This window comes from Paraburkholderia strydomiana (assembly GCF_046030495.1).
Classification (GTDB): domain Bacteria; phylum Pseudomonadota; class Gammaproteobacteria; order Burkholderiales; family Burkholderiaceae; genus Paraburkholderia; species Paraburkholderia strydomiana_A.
Map to the genome: position 1 here is coordinate 37,820 of NZ_JAQQCJ010000032.1, position 19,515 is coordinate 57,334.

The following is a 19,515-nucleotide window of genomic DNA, read 5'->3' on the forward strand; positions in this document are numbered from 1 at the left end:
GGACTACGCGGTCGCCCGGGCCTTCTGCGTGCCGACTTGCGGCGCGCGCAGCGTGGTCCAGTAGATCACCTTGAGTTCGCCTTCATAGGTCTCGACGAGTGCCGACAGACTCTCGACCCAATCGCCGTCGTTGCAATACAGCACGCCGTCGATGTCGCGCATCTCGGCTTTGTGAATGTGTCCGCAGACCACACCGTCGCAGCCGCGGCGGCGCGCTTCGTCGGTCATTACCGTTTCGAACGACGAGATGAAGTTCACCGCGTTTTTCACCTGATGCTTCAGGTACTGCGACAGCGACCAGTACGGAAAGCCGAGCTTGCTGCGGATGCGGTTGAACCAGCGGTTCAGGACCAGGATCATCGTGTAGAGCGTGTCGCCGAGATACGCGAGCCACTTCGCGTGCTGGATCACGCCGTCGAACAGATCGCCGTGCACGATCCACAGCCGCTTGCCGGCGAGCGTCGTGTGAAACGCTTCGCCGCGCACGTGGATGTCGCCGAATGCGAGGTCGCAGAACTGGCGCGCGGCTTCGTCGTGATTGCCGGGCACGTAGATCACCTGGGTGCCTTTGCGGGCCTTGCGCAGCACTTTCTGCACGACGTCGTTGTGCGCCTGCGGCCAGTACCAGCCTTTCTTCAACTGCCAGCCGTCGATGATGTCGCCGACGAGGTACAGATACTCCGACTCGTTATGACGCAGGAAGTCGAGCAGATAGGGCGCCTGGCAACCGCTCGAACCGAGATGGATGTCGGACAGCCAGATGGTGCGGTAACGGTGCGGGTCGGCGTGCTCGTCTTCGGGATGGGCGGCGTGCGCGTCGAGAGGCGGTGCCACGGGCAACGGCAAGCCGTGGTGAGCGGGGCTGGGGTCCGGGCGGAACGCGACGGTGTCGACGCTCGGGCCGGTCTGGCGGAACAGGGAAGTCGCGGACGTTTTGGGGTCCATGGCTCACGCGTCGAGTTGCGGTGCCTGTATTGGGCCGGGCGCGCGTGACTGTGCCGTGACAGTCATGAGAAGTTCTTATTACTGCGGCGGGAGATGAGGCGTGGATCGCGTGGGCAGCCGGGGGAATCTCAGGTGCGCGGCAGAGACGCGTGGTCGGCGCCGGTGGCGCGACCGGCGGCGGGTGAGCGCGTGAACGGCTATTTCATGGACTGCCAGGCATACCGGGCAGGCGCGGCCACCCGGAGGACGCGCGCCCCTTCGCTCAGCGCGCGACCGCAACCACGCGCGTACCCGCGAGCCGGTCGTGCAGGAACCGACGTTGCGGGTCGAAGCGGCCGGTCGCGGCCCACAGCACGAACCAGATGCCGGCGATCGCCAGCGTTTGCGGCAGGCGCAGCCCGAGCAGCGGATGCAGCGCGAGCGGCGGCAGGAACCACAGCCACGCGAGCACGTAACGGGCGATCGCCCGTCCCGTGGACAGCGGCGAGCCGTCGGCGGCGACGACCTGCAAGCGCCAGGTCTTCATCGGCAGGGTCTGGCCGCTGTGCGTCCAGAACCAGACGAAGTACAGACCGACCACGAGGCCGATCCATGCGGCAAGCAGGTTGTGATGGGTCAGTCCGTTGCGTTGCTGCGTCAGCGTGCTGAACAGATAGCCGGCGACGAACACCACGCCGAACAGGATCAGCGCTTCGTAGAGCAGCGCGGCGAGGCGCCGTCGAACGGAGGGGGCGATGCGGGACGCATCGGCGGGCGGTGTCGAGGTCGTGCGCGTTTGGGACACGGGCAGCCGGATCAGGAGCCGTTGAAGATCGACGGCGCCTCGGCCGGCGACACCGGCAGCGGCGTGGCGGGCACGAAGCTGCCCGCGGCCGGAATCGCGGGCGCGGCGGCCGGGGCCGGCAACGATGCGGCCGCGACGGCGCTCGCCGCCGCTACGCTGCTCGCGCCGTGCTCGCGCGCATTGACGATCCGGTCGAGACCCTTGATTTCGTTGCGCGCCGACGGCGGCGCGCTGACGACGCTCGGCCGCCGTTTGCGCTCGCTCGCGGCCAGCCGCTGCTTCTGTTCTTCGGGCAACTGCTGATAGGCCTTCCACGCGTTCTGACGAGTCTCGCGCGGTAATTCCTTCGACACCTGATAGTTCTCGCGTGCGACACGCCGCTGATCGGGCGTCATGCGCACCCATTCGCTCATGCGCTCATGCAGGCGCTTTTGCGCATCGGGCGACATCTTGGGATAGCGCGACGCGATTTTGATCCACTTGCGTTTGCGTTCGTCGCTGAACGAATCCCACTGGGCTTCGAACGGCGCGAGCGCGAGATGCTCGGCCGAGGTGAGGCGCGACCACGCCATCGGGCTGTTGCTGCCGGGCAGGCTCGGCAGTTCGACGGCGAGGGTCGGAGCGGGCGTCCTGGCCGTGGCGTTGCCGCCGGCCGAGTGAGCGCCGACGGGCGAGGGGCTCGGGTAAAAGCGCGGATACGTCGCGGCGAACGACACCAGGGCCGCGATCGCACATCCGAAAACAACGGCCAGGCCGCGCTTGTAACTCACCCGAAAAATCTCCCGCTCAGTGGTGGGCGCGTGAAAGGTACGCGTTGAAACCGTGGTCGAGATAGGCATTGAGCGGCAGGTCGTCGCTTAGCATGGCGGCATCGATATCGGCGAGTTCGGCGGTGCGCTGCTGGTCTTCCCAGTAGGCAATGCCGATGAGGCTCACAACCAGCGCGGCGAGCGGCCACGCGAGCGCGAAGCGGCGCAGCGGCGAACGGCGGCGCTGCGGGAATTCGACTTGCGGCAGACCGGACGGCATGCCGGCGAAAGCGGGCACCAGCACCGGCGCGCTGACGGCTTCGGGCTTCTTGCGGGCGAGCGCGGCACGGCGCGCCGCGGCGAGTCGATCGACGGTGGCGGGGGCAATGCTGGCGGCGTTTTCGTCGAGCGCGCGGCGCACCTGGCGCGCGAACTCGAGTTCTTTGGTTTCGAGGGAGCTCATAGGGTGATTCCTTTGGCCTTGAGCGCTTGCGCCAGCGTGTGGGTGGCCCGCGAACAGTGTGTCTTCACACTGCCTTCGGAGCAGCCCATTGCGGCGGCAGTCTCGGCGACATCCATATCTTCCCAATAACGCATGAGAAACGCCTCCCGTTGACGTGCCGGTAATTTTTGGATCTCGTCGTCGATCAACTGCAGGATCTGCTCGCGCTCGAGTTTCCGCTCGTTGCTCTCGGCCCCTGCCGAGCCTTGCTGGGCCTCGAAGGTTTCCAGCGGATCGAATTCGTCGTCGTCGGCATTGCCGAGCGACGAGAACAGGCTAACCCACGTATTGCGTACTTTCGCACGACGGAAATAGTCGTGCATCGCATTCTGCAGAATACGCTGAAACAGCAGCGGCAACTCGGCGGCCGGACGGTCGCCGTATTTTTCGGCGAGCTTGATCATCGCGTCCTGCACGATGTCGAGAGAGGCGTCGTCGTCCCGCACGGCGTAGACCGTCTGCTTGAATGCGCGCCTTTCGACGCCCGCCAGAAAATCGGCGAGTTCCTTGTCTGATGCCATCCGTTTGGGGGTCGGCGCAGCGAGCGTGCGCGTAATATGTCGAAAAATGTCGCAAAGCTCGCGGATGCTAACAAACTTTTGCGCGGCCCGGGGCGAAACGTGCTGAACCTTGCATCTACATAACAGGATTCGGGGCGATTACGGTCAATCCTGGAGTATGGGGGCAGGGCGCCAGGGCAATATTTGCTTGACCGCATGCGCGTCAGCAGATATCTTCGCTGGTTCGCAACATAAGTGACTTGTCTCAATTGAGGTGTGGCCCAAGAAGCTCACCTGTCAACTGGACGCGCCGCTTGAACCCGAGCCATAAGCCCGGCAGAGAGCACCCGATCAATTTTTTGCCGAAAATTCGAAAGGTGAATAAATGAATATGCCCAGCGCGGAATTCTCCACGTCGGATACGACTCCCCATCAGGAAGCTGACTCTATTGGCGGCACCGTGCTCATGAAGGCACTGGCCGACGAAGACGTCGAGTTCATCTGGGGCTATCCCGGCGGCTCGGTACTCTACATTTACGACGAGCTGTACAAGCAGGACAAATTCCAGCACGTCCTCGTACGCCACGAGCAGGCCGCGGTCCACGCCGCCGACGCGTATGCGCGCTCCACCGGCAAGGTCGGTGTGTGCCTCGTGACCTCCGGCCCCGGCGTCACCAATGCGGTGACCGGCATCGCCACCGCCTACATGGATTCGATTCCGATGGTGGTGATCAGCGGCCAGGTGCCGACTGCCGCGATCGGTCAGGATGCGTTCCAGGAGTGCGACACGGTCGGCATCACGCGTCCTTGCGTGAAGCACAACTTCCTCGTGAAGGACGTGCGCGATCTCGCCGCCACCGTCAAGAAAGCTTTCTATATTGCCCGTACCGGTCGTCCCGGCCCGGTGCTGATCGACATTCCGAAAGACGTGTCGAAAGCGCCTTGCCAGTACGAACCCGTGAAGAGCGTTTCGCTGCGCTCGTATAACCCGGTGACCAAGGGCCACTCCGGCCAGATCCGCAAGGCGGTCTCGCTGCTGTTGTCGGCGAAGCGTCCATATATCTACACCGGCGGCGGCATCATTCTCGCGGATGCGTCGCGTGAGCTGAACCAGTTCGCCGACCTGCTCGGCTACCCGATCACCAACACGTTGATGGGTCTGGGCGGCTACCGCGCGAGCGACAAGAAATTCCTCGGCATGCTCGGCATGCACGGCACGTACGAAGCCAACATGGCGATGCAGCACTGCGACGTGCTGATCGCAATCGGCGCGCGCTTCGACGACCGCGTGATCGGCGACCCGGCGCACTTCGCGTCGCGTCCGCGCAAGATCATTCATATCGACATCGATCCTTCTTCCATTTCCAAGCGCGTCAAGGTCGACATTCCGATCGTCGGCGACGTGAAGGAAGTGCTCAAAGAACTGATCGAGCAGTTGCAGACCGCCGAGCATGGCCCGGACACCGCGGCACTCGCCGACTGGTGGAAGGACATCGAAGCCTGGCGCGCGAAAGACTGCCTGAAGTTCGACCGCAAGAGCGACATCATCAAGCCGCAGTACGTGGTGGAAAAGGCGTGGGAACTGACCGACGGCAATGCCTTCGTGTGTTCCGACGTCGGTCAGCACCAGATGTGGGCCGCGCAGTTCTACAAGTTCAACAAGCCGCGCCGCTGGATCAACTCCGGTGGCCTCGGCACGATGGGCTTCGGCCTGCCGGCGGCGATGGGCGTGAAGATGGCGCACCCGGACGACGACGTGCTCTGCATCACGGGCGAAGGTTCGATCCAGATGTGCATCCAGGAGTTGTCGACCTGCAAGCAGTACGACACCCCGGTGAAGATCATTTCGCTGAACAACCGCTATCTGGGCATGGTGCGCCAGTGGCAGCAGATCGAATACAGCAAGCGCTATTCGCATTCGTACATGGATGCGCTGCCGGACTTCGTGAAGCTCGCCGAAGCGTACGGCCACGTCGGCATGCGTATCGAGCGCACGGCCGATGTCGAGCCGGCGTTGAAGGAAGCGCTGCGCCTCAAAGATCGCACGGTGTTTCTCGATTTCCAGACCGATCCGACCGAAAACGTCTGGCCGATGGTCCAGGCCGGCAAGGGCATCACCGAGATGCTCATGGGTTCGGAAGATCTATAACGACCGTTTCTGACGCGGGCTTCGTCACGTGCGCCTTCACGAAGGGCGAACGCGGACGAAGCGGCGCAAGGCGGCTCGCAGACATCGACAAACATCTGGAAGAAGCGAATCATGAGACACATCATTTCCGTCCTGCTGGAAAACGAACCGGGCGCGTTGTCACGCGTGGTGGGTCTGTTCTCGGCACGCGGCTACAACATTGAAACCTTGACGGTGGCTCCGACCGAAGACCGTTCGCTGTCGCGCATGACCATCGTCTCCATTGGCTCGGACGACGTGATCGAACAGATCACGAAGCATCTGAACCGCCTGATCGAGGTGGTGAAAGTGGTCGACCTTACCGAGGGCGCCCACATCGAGCGCGAGCTGATGTTGATCAAGGTGAGGGCGGTCGGCAAGGAACGTGAGGAAATGAAGCGGATGTCGGATATTTTCCGCGGCCGCATCATCGACGTCACCGAAAAGACCTACACGATCGAACTGACGGGTGCGAGCGACAAGCTCGACGCCTTCATCGAAGGGCTCGATTCCACGGCGATTCTCGAGACGGTCCGTACGGGCAGCTCGGGCATCGGGCGCGGCGAGCGCATTCTGAAGGTCTGACGCGCGGCACCCGGGTGTCGTGCCTGGGGGCCGTGACCGAACGTTTCGATCGAGGTCGGGCAGCGCATCATGAACCCGGCCAGCAACACACTATTCGCAGTATTTGCATTTCACTGATTCAACGAATTTAGCCAAGGAACCGACATGAAAGTTTTCTACGACAAGGACGCCGACCTCTCCCTGATCAAGGGCAAGCAAGTCACCATCATCGGCTATGGCTCGCAAGGCCATGCGCACGCGCTGAACCTGAAGGAAAGCGGCGTGAACATCACGGTCGGTCTGCGCAAGGGCGGCGCATCGTGGAGCAAGGCTGAGAACGCCGGCCTGCAAGTCAAGGAAGTGGCGGAAGCCGTCAAGGGCGCGGACGTCGTCATGATGCTGCTGCCGGACGAGCAGATCGCCGAAGTCTATGCAAAGGAAGTGCACGCCAACGCCAAGCAAGGCGCAGCGCTGGCATTCGCGCACGGCTTCAACGTGCACTACGGTCAAGTGATTCCGCGTGCCGACCTCGACGTGATCATGATCGCGCCGAAGGCGCCGGGCCACACGGTTCGCGGCACCTACTCGCAAGGCGGCGGCGTGCCGCACCTGATCGCTGTCGCGCAAGACAAGTCGGGCGCAGCACGTGACATCGCTTTGTCGTACGCGGCGGCGAACGGCGGCGGCCGTGCCGGCATCATCGAAACGAACTTCCGCGAAGAAACGGAAACTGACCTGTTCGGCGAACAGGCTGTTCTGTGCGGCGGTACGGTCGACCTGATCAAGGCCGGCTTCGAAACGCTGGTGGAAGCGGGCTACGCGCCGGAAATGGCGTACTTCGAGTGCCTGCACGAACTGAAGCTGATCGTCGACCTGATCTACGAAGGCGGCATCGCGAACATGAACTACTCGATCTCGAACAACGCCGAATACGGCGAGTACGTGACGGGTCCGCGTATCGTGACGGCTGAAACGAAGAAGGCGATGAAGGCCGTGCTGACCGACATTCAGACGGGCGAGTACGCAAAGAGCTTCATCCTCGAAAACAAGGCTGGCGCACCGACGCTGCAATCGCGCCGCCGTCTGACGGCCGAGCACCAGATCGAACAGGTCGGTTCGAAGCTGCGCGCGATGATGCCGTGGATCGCGAAGAACAAGCTGGTCGACCAGTCGAAGAACTAAGCGAATTACCCCTGAAGTCCGGTCATGCGCACTTGCGCGTGGACCGGACAAATCAAAAAGCCGTCCAAGGGTGCTGAACCCTGGGCGGCTTTTGCTATCCTACGGTTTTACAAAAACACAGAAGCCATCCATGAATTACCCTCATCCGATCATCGCGCGAGAAGGCTGGCCGTTCATCGCCATCGCGGCTGTCGTTGCATTACTGGTTCACGCCTTCGCGGGGTTCGGCATTGCATGGCTGTTCTGGCTGATCCTGATCTTCGTCGTGCAGTTCTTCCGCGATCCGGCTCGCCCGATCCCCACCCAGGCGAACGCCGTGCTGTGCCCGGCCGACGGCCGCATCGTCGCAGTCGAAACCGCGCACGATCCGTACGCGAATCGTGAAGCGCTGAAGATCAGCGTGTTCATGAATGTCTTCAACGTCCACTCGCAGCGTTCGCCGGTGGATGGTGCGATCTCCAAGGTCGAATACTTCCCTGGCGCGTATCTGAATGCCGCAGTGGACAAGGCTTCGACCGAAAACGAGCGCAATGCGGTGGTGATCGAAATGGCCGGCGGCCAGACGGTGACGTCGGTGCAGATCGCCGGTTTGATCGCGCGGCGTATTCTTTGCTACGTCAGGGCAGGCGAGCCGCTTACCCGTGGCCAGCGTTATGGGTTCATCCGGTTCGGCTCGCGCGTCGACGTGTATCTGCCGGTGGGCAGCCGTCCGCGTGTGTCGATCGGCGAGAAGGTGTCCGCATCGTCCACGATCCTCGCTGAACTCTAAAGCGGCACACAGGAGGTTTCCGAATGGCCGCATTCAAACCGCGTCGACCCCGTAATAGCGGCGGACCGCTACCGCGTCCGTTTCGCCGCAACAAGCCGATGGGGGCGGAGTCGCCGGCCGTCGAGAGTCGGCGCGCGCAGCGCCAGCAGTTCCTGAGAAAACGCGGCATTTATCTGTTGCCGAACGCCTTTACCACGGCGGCGCTGTTCTGCGGCTTCTTTGCCGTCGTGCAGGCAATGAACGTGCGCTTCGAAATCGCGGCCATCGCGATCTTCGTGGCGATGGTGCTCGACGGCATGGACGGTCGCGTCGCGCGTATGACGCATACGCAAAGCGCATTCGGCGAGCAATTCGACAGTCTGTCGGACATGGTGTCGTTCGGCGTCGCGCCAGCGCTCGTCATGTACGAGTGGATTCTGAAGGATCTCGGCCGCTGGGGCTGGCTCGCCGCGTTCGTCTATTGTTCTGGCGCGGCGTTGCGGCTTGCGCGCTTCAATACCAACATCGGCGTGGTCGACAAGCGTTTCTTCCAGGGCATGCCGAGCCCGGCTGCGGCGGCGCTGATCGCCGGTTTCGTGTGGCTCGCCACCGACAACCGCGTGCCGCTGAAGCTGGTCTGGCTGCCGTGGGTCGCGTTCGTGCTGACCATTTACGCCGGCGTGACGATGGTGTCGAATGCGCCGTTCTATAGCGGCAAGGCGCTCGACGTGCGGCATCGCGTGCCGTTCGGCGTGATCCTGCTGGTGGTGGTGGCGTTCGTGCTGGTGTCGTCCGATCCGCCGCTGATGCTGTTCGGCCTGTTCGTGCTGTATGGTCTGTCCGGCTATGTGTTCTGGGGCTACCAGGCGTTGCGGGGCAGGGCGAATCCGGCCCGATCGGTGGCGCACGACAGGTAACGGCCCGCGGCTTTTCAGCTGCCCACGATATGCAAAAACGGCATCCTTCGAGGTGCCGTTTTTCTTTTGCCAGGCCCGCCCGGCGACGCTTCCAAGGCAGGTCCGACGCCAATTGCGTGGCGGCGGGAATGCCGCTATAGTCGTCAGATAACGTGCGTTCAGGCTTGCTTTTGAGTCGCAATGCGAGCGTCGGCAGGCCGGCGCAGCGCCCCGCATGCGAGTGCCGGCGTGGCTGCCGCGCTGATCGTCGCCAGTCGCCGACAATCATTTCGCCCTCCGTCTGCCGCGTCTGCGCTCGAGCGTCGCCAGCGCACGCCAAACACCAGCACTCCAATATCCGATCCCCACATCCGAACGACTCCTGAGGAGCCCCGACATGTCCGACAAACTGATCATTTTCGATACGACGTTGCGTGACGGCGAGCAATCGCCCGGCGCGTCGATGACGAAGGAAGAGAAGATTCGCATCGCCAGGCAACTCGAACGGATGAAAGTGGACGTGATCGAAGCCGGCTTCGCGGCGAGTTCGAACGGCGACTTCGATTCGATCCACACGATCGCGGGGCTGATCAAGGACAGCACGATCTGCTCGCTCGCCCGTGCGAACGACAAGGACATCCAGCGCGCCGCCGATGCGCTCAAGCCGGCCGATCATTTCCGCATCCACACGTTCATCGCGACGTCGCCGCTGCATATGGAAAAGAAGCTGCGCATGACGCCGGACCAGGTGTTCGAGCAGGCGAAGCTGGCGGTGCGTTTTGCGCGCAAGTTCACGGACGACGTCGAGTTCTCGCCGGAAGACGGCAGTCGCTCGGACATGGACTTCCTGTGCCGCGTGCTCGAAGCGGTGATCGCCGAGGGCGCGACCACCATCAACATCGCCGACACGGTCGGCTACGGCGTGCCGGAACTGTATGGCCAGCTGGTGAAGACGCTGCGCGAACGCATTCCGAACTCGCACAAGGCGGTGTTCTCGGTGCATTGCCATAACGACCTCGGCATGGCGGTGGCGAACTCGCTGGCCGGGGTGCAGATCGGTGGGGCGCGCCAGGTCGAGTGCACGATCAATGGTCTCGGCGAGCGCGCGGGCAACACGTCGCTCGAAGAAATCGTGATGGCGGTGAAGACCCGCAAGGATTACTTCGGGCTTGAAGTCGGCCTCGACACGACGCAGATCGTGCCGGCGTCGAAACTGGTGTCGCAGATCACCGGTTTCGTCGTGCAGCCGAACAAGGCGGTGGTCGGCGCCAACGCGTTTGCGCATGCGTCCGGGATTCACCAGGACGGCGTGCTGAAAGCGCGCGACACCTACGAAATCATGCGCGCCGAAGACGTGGGCTGGAGCGCGAACAAGATTGTGCTCGGCAAGCTGTCGGGCCGCAACGCGTTCAAGCAGCGCTTGCAGGAACTCGGCATCGCGCTCGACAGCGAAGCAGAACTGAACACCGCCTTCGCGCGCTTCAAGGAACTGGCCGACCGCAAGGCTGAAATCTTCGACGAGGACATCATCGCGATCGTCACCGAAGAGTCGGCCGAAGCGCAGCAGAAGGAGCACTACAAGTTCGTGGCGCTGTCGCAGCATTCGGAAACCGGCGAGCAGCCGCATGCGAAGGTCGTGTTCTCGGTGGAAGGCAAGGAGATCACCGGCGAGGCGCGTGGCAACGGCCCGGTCGACGCCACGCTCAACGCGATCGAAACGGAGGTGGGCAGCGGCTCGGAACTGCTGCTGTACTCGGTCAACGCGATCACGACCGGCACCCAGGCGCAGGGCGAGGTGACCGTGCGCCTGTCGAAGAGCGGGCGCATCGTCAACGGTGTGGGCACCGATCCGGATATCGTCGCGGCTTCCGCGAAAGCGTATATCTCGGCGCTCAACAAGCTGTATTCGAATTTCGACAAGCTGAATCCGCAACGCTCGGAGTAAGGCGAGCGCGTGAGCGGTCGTCTGAATCAAAAAATCCCCGTGCCCATGCAGGCACGGGGATTTTGCTTTGCGGCGAGAGCTTTGCACACACGCGATCAGCCAGGGGCGCCGCGCATTCGCGCAAGCGCTCAGAACAGCGAGCGGCGCCCCGGATCGTGCAACGGGTCAGGCGTTTTCTGCGTGAGCCGCACGATGCCCTGTTCGTCGAAATAGAAGCTGTACATCATGTACCAGACGTTGTCTTCGAGGTAGCGATAGGTCCAGACTTCGCGCTTCATCAGCGGGAAATACGCGGTTTCGACCGGGCGGCCGAAATTCACCAGTACGTCGCTCTTGGTCCATTTGCCGATTTCGGCCCGATAGAACTCGTTCGGTTGCAGCACCTGGCGCACGTTGACGATCTTGCCGGCCGCGTCGATGTCGGCCGCAGTGGTGGTTTCGCCCATCGGCTGGGTTGGCCACATCAGGCGCCTGCCGCCGTTCGGCAGGTCGTAGACTTCGCGCGGCGGGCCGAGGCGCGCGACGATGGTCGATTCGTCCGCTCCCTGTTGATACTGCTGCCAGGGCTGCGCGCAGCCGGCGAGTGTCAACGCGCTCAGACAGACGAGCGCCGCCCGGCGCAGACGTCCGGCGGCCGGCGCTGCGCTCGAGGCCGCTGTGGCGTGATGACGGTTCAACATGGATTCCTCCGATGGTGTTTGAGTAGCGGTTTTTATCATCGAGACGCATCATTTTGACACGCGCTGTGACAAAAGATCTGCGCTTCGCGCAAGCCGTGCGCCTGGTACGGTAACGGCTGTGCCGGCTTGCTTATTCCATCCGCTACGTCCTATGATCCGCGCTTCGACGATTCAGGCGGGGCAATGACGATGGCGATGTGGCAACGGGCGGCGGCAGTGGCGTTAGCAGCGATCTCGATGGCCGCGGCGGCTTATGCGGCGGGCCAGACGGCGGCGATTCCGGGCGCGAATTCGGCCGCGAACGCGGCCCCGAAACCCGCCGGTGCGCCGATCCGGCTCGCGCTGATCGAAGGCATGTCCGGGCCGTTCGCGAACGCAGGCGCGGCGGTCGAGCGCAATCTGCGCTTCGGCGTCGAGCAGGTGAATGCTCAGGGCGGCGTCAAGCTCGCTGACGGCGCTCACCTGTTCGAACTGGTCGTGCTCGACAGCAAGGGCAGCACCGAAGAGGCGCTCACGCAATTGCGCGCGGCCGCCGACCGTCATATCGGCTACGTCATGCAGGGCAACAGTTCGGCGGTCGCCGCCGCGCTGATCGGCGCGATCGACAAGCAGAACAGCCGCGAGCCCGGCAACCGCGCGCTATTCCTCAACTATTCCGCCGACGACCCCGCGCTCACCAACGCCAACTGCAGCTTCTGGCACTTCCGCTTCGACGCGCACGCGGGCATGCGCATGGACGGCCTGGCCGACGTGATCCAGCGCGACAAGGCGGTGAAGAAGGTGTATCTGCTGAATCAGGATTACAGCTTCGGCCACGACGTCAGCAGCCTCGCGCGCTCGACGCTGGCGGCGAAGCGGCCGGATATCGCGGTGGTCGGCGACGAGTTTCATCCGATCGGCCGCGTCAAGGATTTCGCGCCCTACATTGCGAAAATCCGCGCGAGCGGCGCCGACGCGGTCGTCACCGGCAACTGGGGCAACGACCTGACGCTGCTCGTCAAGGCGGCGCGCGAGCAGGGGCTGGACACGAAGTTCTACACGTTCTACGGCAACAGCCTCGGTGCCCCGGCCGCGCTGGGCGACGCCGGTGTCGGTCACGTGATTGCGGTCGCCGACTGGCATCCGAACGCGGGCGGCGCCGCTTCCGACGCATGGTACGCCGCGTTCCGCGCCCGTTTCCCCGCCGCGCAGGATGACTACCCGGTGCTGCGCATGCCCTTGATGATCGAAACCCTCGCCGCGGCGATGAACCGCGTCGGCAGCGCCGATCCCACAGCCGTCGCCCGCGCGCTGGAGGGGCTGCGATTTGACAACGGCTTTCACGCATCGTGGATGCGCGCCGACGACCATCAGCTGATTCAGCCCCTTTATGTGATGGAGATGGACAAAGCCGGCACGCCGGGCGTGCGCTTCGACAATGAAGGCTCCGGCTACGGCTTTCGCACGGTGCTGGCGGTGCCGCCCGAGCGCACCGTCGCGCCGACGGTCTGCAAGATGCGGCGGCCCTGACGTCGGCGTGCGTGTGGCGAGGACGCGGCGCCGCAGACGATTCGCCCCGGCTCGGCGGGGTTCGCGGCCGGATTGGGCTGTGCTACAATACGCGTCCCGTTGTGAGGCAGGGTTGTGATTCTGTCATACATACGGGGTAATCCACGGCACGGCCTTTCTTCCGTGACCGCCTGTCCAGTTCTTAAGGAAATAGACATGTCCGCAGTTGAAACAAGCAAGAAGTCCGAAGTCGTTGCGCAATTCGCACGCGCAGCTAACGACACCGGCTCCCCCGAAGTTCAGGTCGCGCTGCTCACGACCCGCATCAACGAACTGACCGTTCACTTCAAGGCACACACGAAAGATCACCACAGCCGCCGCGGTCTGCTGCGCATGGTGAGCCGCCGTCGTAAGCTGCTCGACTACCTGAAGAGCAAGGACGCGGATCGTTACCGCAGCCTGATCGAGAAGCTGGGTCTGCGTAAGTAATCGGCCAGTCGTTCAGCAAGATGCCTGTGTCAGTTCCGCTGATACAGGCATTTTGTTTTTGCACGATGCGCTTCATGTGACGCGCATCGTCTGTCGTCCGCAGTGGCGTGCCGGTTCATACGGCGGGACAGGCAAGAGCAGTATTTGCAGTAACCCAGGCAGCAATCAAAGCAGTAGAGCAAGCAGCAAGAAAGAAACACGGCCGGGCCCCAGGGCGGAGCTTTGTGTCATTCCAGCGGTTCGCGCGTGTACCCGACGCAGCGCGTGGTTCTCTGGAATGGCATAACACTACTCTTCCCATGTGGCGCCGGTCTGGCGTTGCCGCGCCGCTTCTGGTCCGCGCGGCATTACGATGAGGAAAAGCAATGACTATGTTCAATAAGATCGTCAAAGAGTTCAAGTGGGGACAACATAACGTTCGCCTCGAAACCGGCGAAGTCGCTCGCCAGGCAAGCGGTGCGGTGATCGTCGACGTCGAAGACACCGTCGTGCTGGCAACCGTGGTCGGCGCCAAGACAGCCAAGCCGGGCCAGGACTTCTTCCCGCTGACCGTCGACTACCTCGAAAAGACCTACGCCGCCGGCAAGATCCCGGGTGGCTTCTTCCGCCGCGAAGGCCGTCCGTCGGAAGGCGAAACGCTGACTTCCCGCCTGATCGACCGACCGCTGCGCCCGCTGTTCCCGGAAGGCTTCTACAACGAAGTCCAGGTGGTGATCCACGTCCTGTCGCTGAACCCGGAAATCCCCGCCGACATCCCCGCGCTGATCGGCGCGTCGGCGGCGCTCGCCGTGTCCGGTCTGCCGTTCAACGGCCCGGTCGGCGCAGCACGCGTGGCCTACATCAACAACGAATACGTGTTGAACCCGACGCGTCCGCAAATGAAGGAATCGGCGCTCGACCTGATCGTCGCCGGTACGGAACGCGCGGTGTTGATGGTGGAATCGGAAGCGCAGCAACTGAGCGAAGAAGTGATGCTCGGCGGCGTGGTGTTCGGTCATGAGCAGATGCAGATCGCGATCGACGCGATCCACGATCTGGTCCGCGAAGGCGGCAAGCCGGAATGGGATTGGCAACCGGCGGCGAAGAACGAACCGCTGATCGCACGCGTGACGGAACTGGCGCAAGCCGACCTGCTCGCCGCTTACCAGATCCGCGACAAGCAGGCGCGTTCGGCCAAGCTGAAGGAAGTCTACGCAGCGACGTCGGCGAAGCTCGAAGAAGACGCAGCGGCAAGCGGCACGCCGGCGGCCGACAAGGCCACCGTCGGCAACGTGCTGTTCGACATCGAAGCCAAGATCGTCCGTACGCAGATCCTGAACGGCGAACCGCGTATCGACGGCCGTGACACGCGCACCGTGCGCCCGATCGAAATCCGTACCGGCGTGTTGCCGCGTACGCACGGTTCGGCGCTGTTCACGCGCGGCGAAACGCAAGCGCTGGTGGTCGCCACGCTCGGCACGAAGGGCGACGAGCAGAACATCGACGCGCTCGAAGGCGAGTACCGCGAACGCTTCATGCTCCACTACAACATGCCTCCGTTCGCGACCGGCGAAACGGGCCGCGTCGGTTCGCCGAAGCGCCGTGAAATCGGCCACGGCCGTCTGGCCAAGCGCGCGCTGGCTGCGTGCCTGCCGAGCGCCGACGAATTCGGCTACTCGATCCGCGTCGTGTCGGAAATCACCGAATCGAACGGTTCGTCGTCGATGGCTTCGGTGTGCGGCGGCTGCCTCGCGCTGATGGACGCCGGCGTGCCGATGAAGGCGCACGTCGCCGGCATCGCAATGGGCCTGATTCTCGAAGGCAACCGCTTCGCGGTGCTGACCGACATCCTCGGCGACGAAGATCACCTCGGCGACATGGACTTCAAGGTGGCGGGCACCGAGCAAGGCGTGACCGCACTGCAGATGGACATCAAGATCCAGGGCATCACGAAGGAAATCATGCAGGTCGCCCTCGCGCAAGCGAAGGAAGGCCGTATGCACATCCTCGGCAAGATGACCTCGGCGGTGTCGGGTGCGAACACGCAGTTGTCGGAGTTCGCACCGCGCATGATCACCATCAAGATCAACCCGGAAAAGATCCGCGACGTGATCGGTAAGGGTGGTTCGGTGATCCGCGCGCTGACCGAAGAAACGGGCACAACGATCGATATTTCGGACGACGGCGTCGTCACGATCGCGAGCACGAGCAGCGAAGGGATGGCCGAAGCGAAGAAGCGTATCGAGAACATCACGCTGGAAGTCGAAGTGGGCCAGGTGTACGAAGGCACCGTGCTCAAGCTGCTCGATTTCGGCGCGATCGTGAACATCCTGCCGGGCAAGGACGGTCTGCTGCATATCTCCGAAATCGCCAACGAGCGTATCAAGGACATCAACGACTATCTGAAGGACGGCCAGCAGGTGAAGGTCAAGGTCATCCAGACGGACGAGAAGGGCCGTGTGCGTTTGTCGGCCAAGGCGTTGCTGAACGACGCCGCGAACGGCGCGCCGCAAGGCGAGCCGACGCCGCAGTAATGCGGTAGCGGAGCAACGGCCGGCAGCGTGAATGCGCGCCGGCCGTTTTTCATGCAGGGTGGATTGCGTTGCAGATGAGTGCAAGTGGCGACAAGCGGGTACTCTGTTTGCGTCGGGCGCTTTGCCGTAGTCGGACGATTCGCGTCCCTGGCGGTGAGCAACGGGTATGCAACGCAATCCAATCTTGGAGTTGACGCAGATGAAAGCGATCGAAATCACCGAATTCGGTGCGCCGGATGTCCTCAAGCTGGCGGAGCGACCCACGCCGCAGCCGAAAGCGGGCGAGGTGCTGATCAAGGTGGCGGCGTCCGGCATCAATCGCCCGGATGTGTTCCAGCGCAAGGGCGGCTATGCGCCGCCGCCGGGTGCGTCGGATCTGCCGGGGCTGGAGGTGGCGGGTGAGATCGTCGGCGGCACGATCGACGAGAAGAACAACCCGTTCGGCTTGAAAATCGGCGACCGTGTGTGCGCATTGCTGGCGGGCGGCGGTTACGCGGAATACGCGGCCGCGCCGCTGTTGCAGTGCTTGCCGGTGCCGGCGGGTTTGTCGGACGTCGAGGCGGCTTCGCTGCCGGAGACTTTCTTCACGGTATGGAGCAACGTGTTCGACCGCGCGCAGCTCGGCAAGGGTGAGGGCGCGCCGAACGAAACGCTGTTGGTGCAAGGCGGCTCGAGCGGCATCGGCGTGACGGCGATCCAGATTGCGCATGCGCTCGGTTTTCGCGTGTTCGCCACTGCCGGGTCGGATGAAAAGTGCCGTGCGTGCGAGGCGTTGGGCGCCGAGCGGGCGATCAACTACAAGACGGAAGATTTCGTCGAAGTGATCAAGTCCCTGACCAACGATCGTGGCGTCGATGTGGTGCTCGACATGGTGGCGGGCAGCTACGTGCCGCGCGAACTCACGGCGCTCGCCGACGGGGGCCGCATCGTCGTGATCGCCTTGCTAGGCGGCGCGAAGGCGGAACTGAATTTGAACGAGGTGCTGCGCCGCCGTTTGACCGTGACCGGTTCGACCCTGCGTCCGCGACCGGTCGAATTCAAGGCGAAGATCGCCGCGCGACTGAAAGAGCAGGTGTGGCCGCATCTCGAAGCGGGCCGTATCAAGCCTGTCGTGCACCGCGTGTTTCCGGCCGCGCAGGCCGCTGACGCGCATGCGCTGATGGAAAGCAGCACGCACGTCGGCAAGATCGTACTGGCTTGGGGTCAGGGCGCTTGACACGGTCGGTTTGACCCGATCCACCCCACGCAGTAAAATTGCGCGTTTTGCGCACGCCGAATGAATCCGAAAGGCGGACTGTAAGCGCAAACAAAAGTCCGCCCGCCAAGACTAGACGAGACGATGTCGAAACAACAACGAGCCAAACTGGTAGTCGGTAACTGGAAGATGCACGGGCGTCTCGCTGCGAATGCCACGCTGTTGCAGGCTGTGGCGCAAGGCTCGGGCGATCTGCCGGCCGACGTACGCGTGGGCGTGTGTGTGCCGAGCCTGTATCTCGCGCAGACTCAATCGTTGCTGGAAGGCAGTCGGGTTGTGTGGGGCCTGCAGGACGTGTCCGCGTTCACGCATGGCGCCTATACCGGTGAAGTGGCGGCACCCATGGCGACCGACTTCGGCGCCACGTTCGCGATCGTCGGGCACTCCGAGCGTCGCGCCTATCATCGCGAAAGCGCCGAGCTGGTCGCGGTGAAAACGCAGCGTGCGCTGGAAGCGGGTTTGACGCCGATCGTCTGCGTCGGTGAAACGCTCGAGGAGCGCGAAGCCGGTTCGACCGAGCAGGTAGTCGGCGCGCAGCTGGATGAAGTGCTGGCGAAGCTGTCGGTGCAGGAAGCGGCCCGTCTGGTCGTCGCGTATGAGCCGGTCTGGGCGATCGGCACTGGCAAGAGCGCGAGCTCGGCGCAGGCGCAGGCCGTTCATGCGTTCCTGCGCGCGCGTCTGGCGGCAAAGGGCGCGGCGGTGGCGGATGTGCCGCTGTTGTATGGCGGCAGCGTGAAGCCGGAAAACGCGGAAGAATTGTTCCGTCAACCGGATATCGACGGCGGCCTGATCGGCGGTGCGTCGTTGAAGGACCAGGATTTCCTGGCGATCTGCAAGGCGGCGGCCGCAACCAGCGTCGCCGGTTAAGCAGGGTGCCTTGTTGAGGATGACCCCATCCCGCGAAACACACTGTGTGTGGCGCGGTTAAATAAAGACTCAGGTGAGTGTGATGCTGTATTTGAAAACATTGATTATCGTCGTTCAGCTGTTGTCGGCTCTCGGGGTCATCGGCCTTGTTTTGCTGCAACACGGCAAAGGCGCCGATATGGGCGCTGCTTTCGGTAGCGGCGCATCGGGCAGCCTGTTCGGTGCAACCGGTTCGGCAAACTTTTTGTCGCGTACGACGGCCGTGCTCGCCGCAGTGTTTTTTGTCACGACGCTCGCGCTCACTTACCTCGGCGCGTATCGGTCGAAGCCTTCCGCGGGCTTGCTGGGCGCGGCGGTGACCGCACCGGCTGCGCCGACTGCCACGCCTGCAGCTTCCGCGCCGGTCGCTGGCTCGGCTGCACTGCCGGCCTCGCCTGCCTCGCCAGCGTCCGTTCCGGCTACGGGCGTGCCGAAATAAAATTTTCGTTCAAAGTGCCTTTGGTGCGTTGAACAAACTGTTTAAACAAGTTACAATTCAAGTCTTGAAGCGATTCGCGGGTTTTACAAGTTGTTTTCCCGGATTGCATGCAGTGCCGACGTGGTGAAATTGGTAGACACGCTATCTTGAGGGGGTAGTGGCGAAAGCTGTGCGAGTTCGAGTCTCGCCGTCGGCACCAAAATGTTATCTAAATGCCAGCCGCTTGCTTCGCTTCGGCTGGCATTTTCACTTTCAGGGCACGGTCTGCGTTGGGCTTGCGGCATGTGCGTTTCGGAAGTGATTTCGCGTCAGGAGTGCTATGCTCTTGGCGGCACTTTAGAACCAACCGATTGAGGATAGTCTTGAACCTCGCAGCCTATTTCCCCGTCTTGTTGTTCCTCATTGTAGGCACCGGTTTAGGCGTAGCGCTGGTCAGTATCGGTAAGATTCTTGGTCCCAACAAGCCCGATACCGAGAAAAACGCACCGTACGAGTGCGGCTTCGAAGCATTCGAAGATGCGCGCATGAAGTTCGACGTGCGCTATTACCTCGTCGCCATTCTCTTCATCATTTTCGACCTTGAAACCGCGTTCCTGTTCCCGTGGGGCGTGGCCTTGCGTGACATCGGCTGGCCTGGCTTCATGGCAATGATGATTTTCCTGCTCGAGTTCCTGCTTGGCTTTGCCTATATCTGGAAGAAGGGCGGCCTCGACTGGGAATGATGGATTAATCGCCGGTTTGCGTGGGTGGCCAAGGCTTGCCG

The 19,515-nt window shown here is 62.9% G+C and carries 19 protein-coding genes and 1 tRNA gene; 14 read left to right on the forward strand and 6 right to left on the reverse strand.

Translation table 11 applies throughout. The features are described from left to right. Window positions 1-3: 3 nt before the first annotated feature. The 5 genes from PQQ53_RS30585 to PQQ53_RS30605 all read right to left on the reverse strand — a co-directional run bounded on the left by PQQ53_RS30585 (window position 4) and on the right by PQQ53_RS30605 (window position 3,501). On the reverse strand, window positions 4-945 hold the full coding sequence (locus PQQ53_RS30585) for a UDP-2,3-diacylglucosamine diphosphatase (protein ID WP_408148542.1): 942 nt from the start codon (window positions 943-945) through the stop codon (window positions 4-6). A 262-nt stretch (window positions 946-1,207) separates the two neighbouring features. Beyond that, the gene (locus PQQ53_RS30590) at window positions 1,208-1,729 is read right to left on the reverse strand and encodes an RDD family protein (RefSeq protein ID WP_408328359.1); all 522 of its coding nucleotides are present in this window, start codon (window positions 1,727-1,729) and stop codon (window positions 1,208-1,210) included. 11 nt (window positions 1,730-1,740) lie between these two features. After that, window positions 1,741-2,499, reverse strand: coding sequence for a DUF3106 domain-containing protein (locus PQQ53_RS30595; protein ID WP_408153996.1), 759 nt, complete (start codon window positions 2,497-2,499; stop codon window positions 1,741-1,743). A gap of 16 nt (window positions 2,500-2,515) precedes the next feature. Further along, window positions 2,516-2,941, reverse strand: coding sequence for a DUF3619 family protein (locus PQQ53_RS30600; RefSeq protein WP_175161680.1), 426 nt, complete (start codon window positions 2,939-2,941; stop codon window positions 2,516-2,518). Next, window positions 2,938-3,501: an RNA polymerase sigma factor gene (locus tag PQQ53_RS30605; RefSeq protein WP_408148550.1), complete on the reverse strand. Its 564-nt coding sequence runs from the start codon at window positions 3,499-3,501 to the stop codon at window positions 2,938-2,940. Before PQQ53_RS30605 ends, PQQ53_RS30600 begins: the two co-directional genes overlap by 4 nt. 364 nt (window positions 3,502-3,865) lie before the next feature. On the opposite strand from PQQ53_RS30605, the gene PQQ53_RS30610 reads away from it, so the two are divergent. The 6 genes from PQQ53_RS30610 to PQQ53_RS30635 all read left to right on the forward strand — a co-directional run bounded on the left by PQQ53_RS30610 (window position 3,866) and on the right by PQQ53_RS30635 (window position 10,982). Next, complete coding sequence (locus PQQ53_RS30610; protein WP_408148552.1) at window positions 3,866-5,629, forward strand: acetolactate synthase 3 catalytic subunit; 1,764 nt, start codon at window positions 3,866-3,868, stop codon at window positions 5,627-5,629. A gap of 111 nt (window positions 5,630-5,740) precedes the next feature. Continuing rightward, a complete protein-coding gene (ilvN, locus tag PQQ53_RS30615) occupies window positions 5,741-6,232 on the forward strand; it encodes an acetolactate synthase small subunit (protein ID WP_025602412.1) in 492 nt (163 codons plus the stop codon). A 144-nt stretch (window positions 6,233-6,376) separates the two neighbouring features. Next, complete coding sequence (gene ilvC, locus PQQ53_RS30620; protein WP_091795894.1) at window positions 6,377-7,393, forward strand: ketol-acid reductoisomerase; 1,017 nt, start codon at window positions 6,377-6,379, stop codon at window positions 7,391-7,393. A 130-nt stretch (window positions 7,394-7,523) separates the two neighbouring features. Next, the gene (locus PQQ53_RS30625) at window positions 7,524-8,162 is read left to right on the forward strand and encodes a phosphatidylserine decarboxylase (protein ID WP_120345688.1); all 639 of its coding nucleotides are present in this window, start codon (window positions 7,524-7,526) and stop codon (window positions 8,160-8,162) included. A gap of 23 nt (window positions 8,163-8,185) precedes the next feature. Then, window positions 8,186-9,058, forward strand: a complete 873-nt coding sequence (gene pssA / locus PQQ53_RS30630) for a CDP-diacylglycerol--serine O-phosphatidyltransferase (protein WP_408148555.1) — start codon at window positions 8,186-8,188, stop codon at window positions 9,056-9,058. Window positions 9,059-9,434: 376 nt separating this feature from the next. Continuing rightward, window positions 9,435-10,982 (forward strand): 2-isopropylmalate synthase, encoded by a 1,548-nt coding sequence (locus tag PQQ53_RS30635; protein ID WP_408153998.1) that lies wholly within the window; start codon window positions 9,435-9,437, stop codon window positions 10,980-10,982. Window positions 10,983-11,110: 128 nt separating this feature from the next. Here the strand turns inward: PQQ53_RS30635 and PQQ53_RS30640 are convergent, their stop codons facing one another. Continuing rightward, window positions 11,111-11,662, reverse strand: coding sequence for a hypothetical protein (locus PQQ53_RS30640; protein ID WP_408148559.1), 552 nt, complete (start codon window positions 11,660-11,662; stop codon window positions 11,111-11,113). Between the two features lie 183 nt (window positions 11,663-11,845). On the opposite strand from PQQ53_RS30640, the gene PQQ53_RS30645 reads away from it, so the two are divergent. From PQQ53_RS30645 to PQQ53_RS30680, 8 genes are all read left to right on the forward strand, one after another. After that, window positions 11,846-13,171, forward strand: a complete 1,326-nt coding sequence (locus PQQ53_RS30645) for a branched-chain amino acid ABC transporter substrate-binding protein (RefSeq protein ID WP_408328363.1) — start codon at window positions 11,846-11,848, stop codon at window positions 13,169-13,171. 195 nt (window positions 13,172-13,366) lie between these two features. Beyond that, window positions 13,367-13,639 carry a 30S ribosomal protein S15 gene (gene rpsO / locus PQQ53_RS30650; RefSeq protein WP_042327498.1) on the forward strand — a complete coding sequence of 91 codons (273 nt, stop codon included), beginning with the start codon at window positions 13,367-13,369 and terminating at the stop codon, window positions 13,637-13,639. A gap of 365 nt (window positions 13,640-14,004) precedes the next feature. Further along, on the forward strand, window positions 14,005-16,152 hold the full coding sequence (gene pnp, locus PQQ53_RS30655) for a polyribonucleotide nucleotidyltransferase (protein WP_408148564.1): 2,148 nt from the start codon (window positions 14,005-14,007) through the stop codon (window positions 16,150-16,152). Between the two features lie 199 nt (window positions 16,153-16,351). Further along, window positions 16,352-17,368 (forward strand): NAD(P)H-quinone oxidoreductase, encoded by a 1,017-nt coding sequence (locus tag PQQ53_RS30660; protein WP_408328366.1) that lies wholly within the window; start codon window positions 16,352-16,354, stop codon window positions 17,366-17,368. 123 nt (window positions 17,369-17,491) lie between these two features. Beyond that, complete coding sequence (gene tpiA, locus PQQ53_RS30665; RefSeq protein ID WP_408154002.1) at window positions 17,492-18,274, forward strand: triose-phosphate isomerase; 783 nt, start codon at window positions 17,492-17,494, stop codon at window positions 18,272-18,274. A gap of 82 nt (window positions 18,275-18,356) precedes the next feature. Next, window positions 18,357-18,752 (forward strand): preprotein translocase subunit SecG, encoded by a 396-nt coding sequence (gene secG, locus PQQ53_RS30670; RefSeq protein WP_168666450.1) that lies wholly within the window; start codon window positions 18,357-18,359, stop codon window positions 18,750-18,752. Between the two features lie 114 nt (window positions 18,753-18,866). After that, window positions 18,867-18,951, forward strand: a tRNA-Leu gene (locus tag PQQ53_RS30675). A 163-nt stretch (window positions 18,952-19,114) separates the two neighbouring features. Beyond that, a complete protein-coding gene (locus PQQ53_RS30680) occupies window positions 19,115-19,474 on the forward strand; it encodes an NADH-quinone oxidoreductase subunit A (RefSeq protein ID WP_007175615.1) in 360 nt (119 codons plus the stop codon). The last annotated feature ends 41 nt before the right edge of the window (window positions 19,475-19,515 follow it).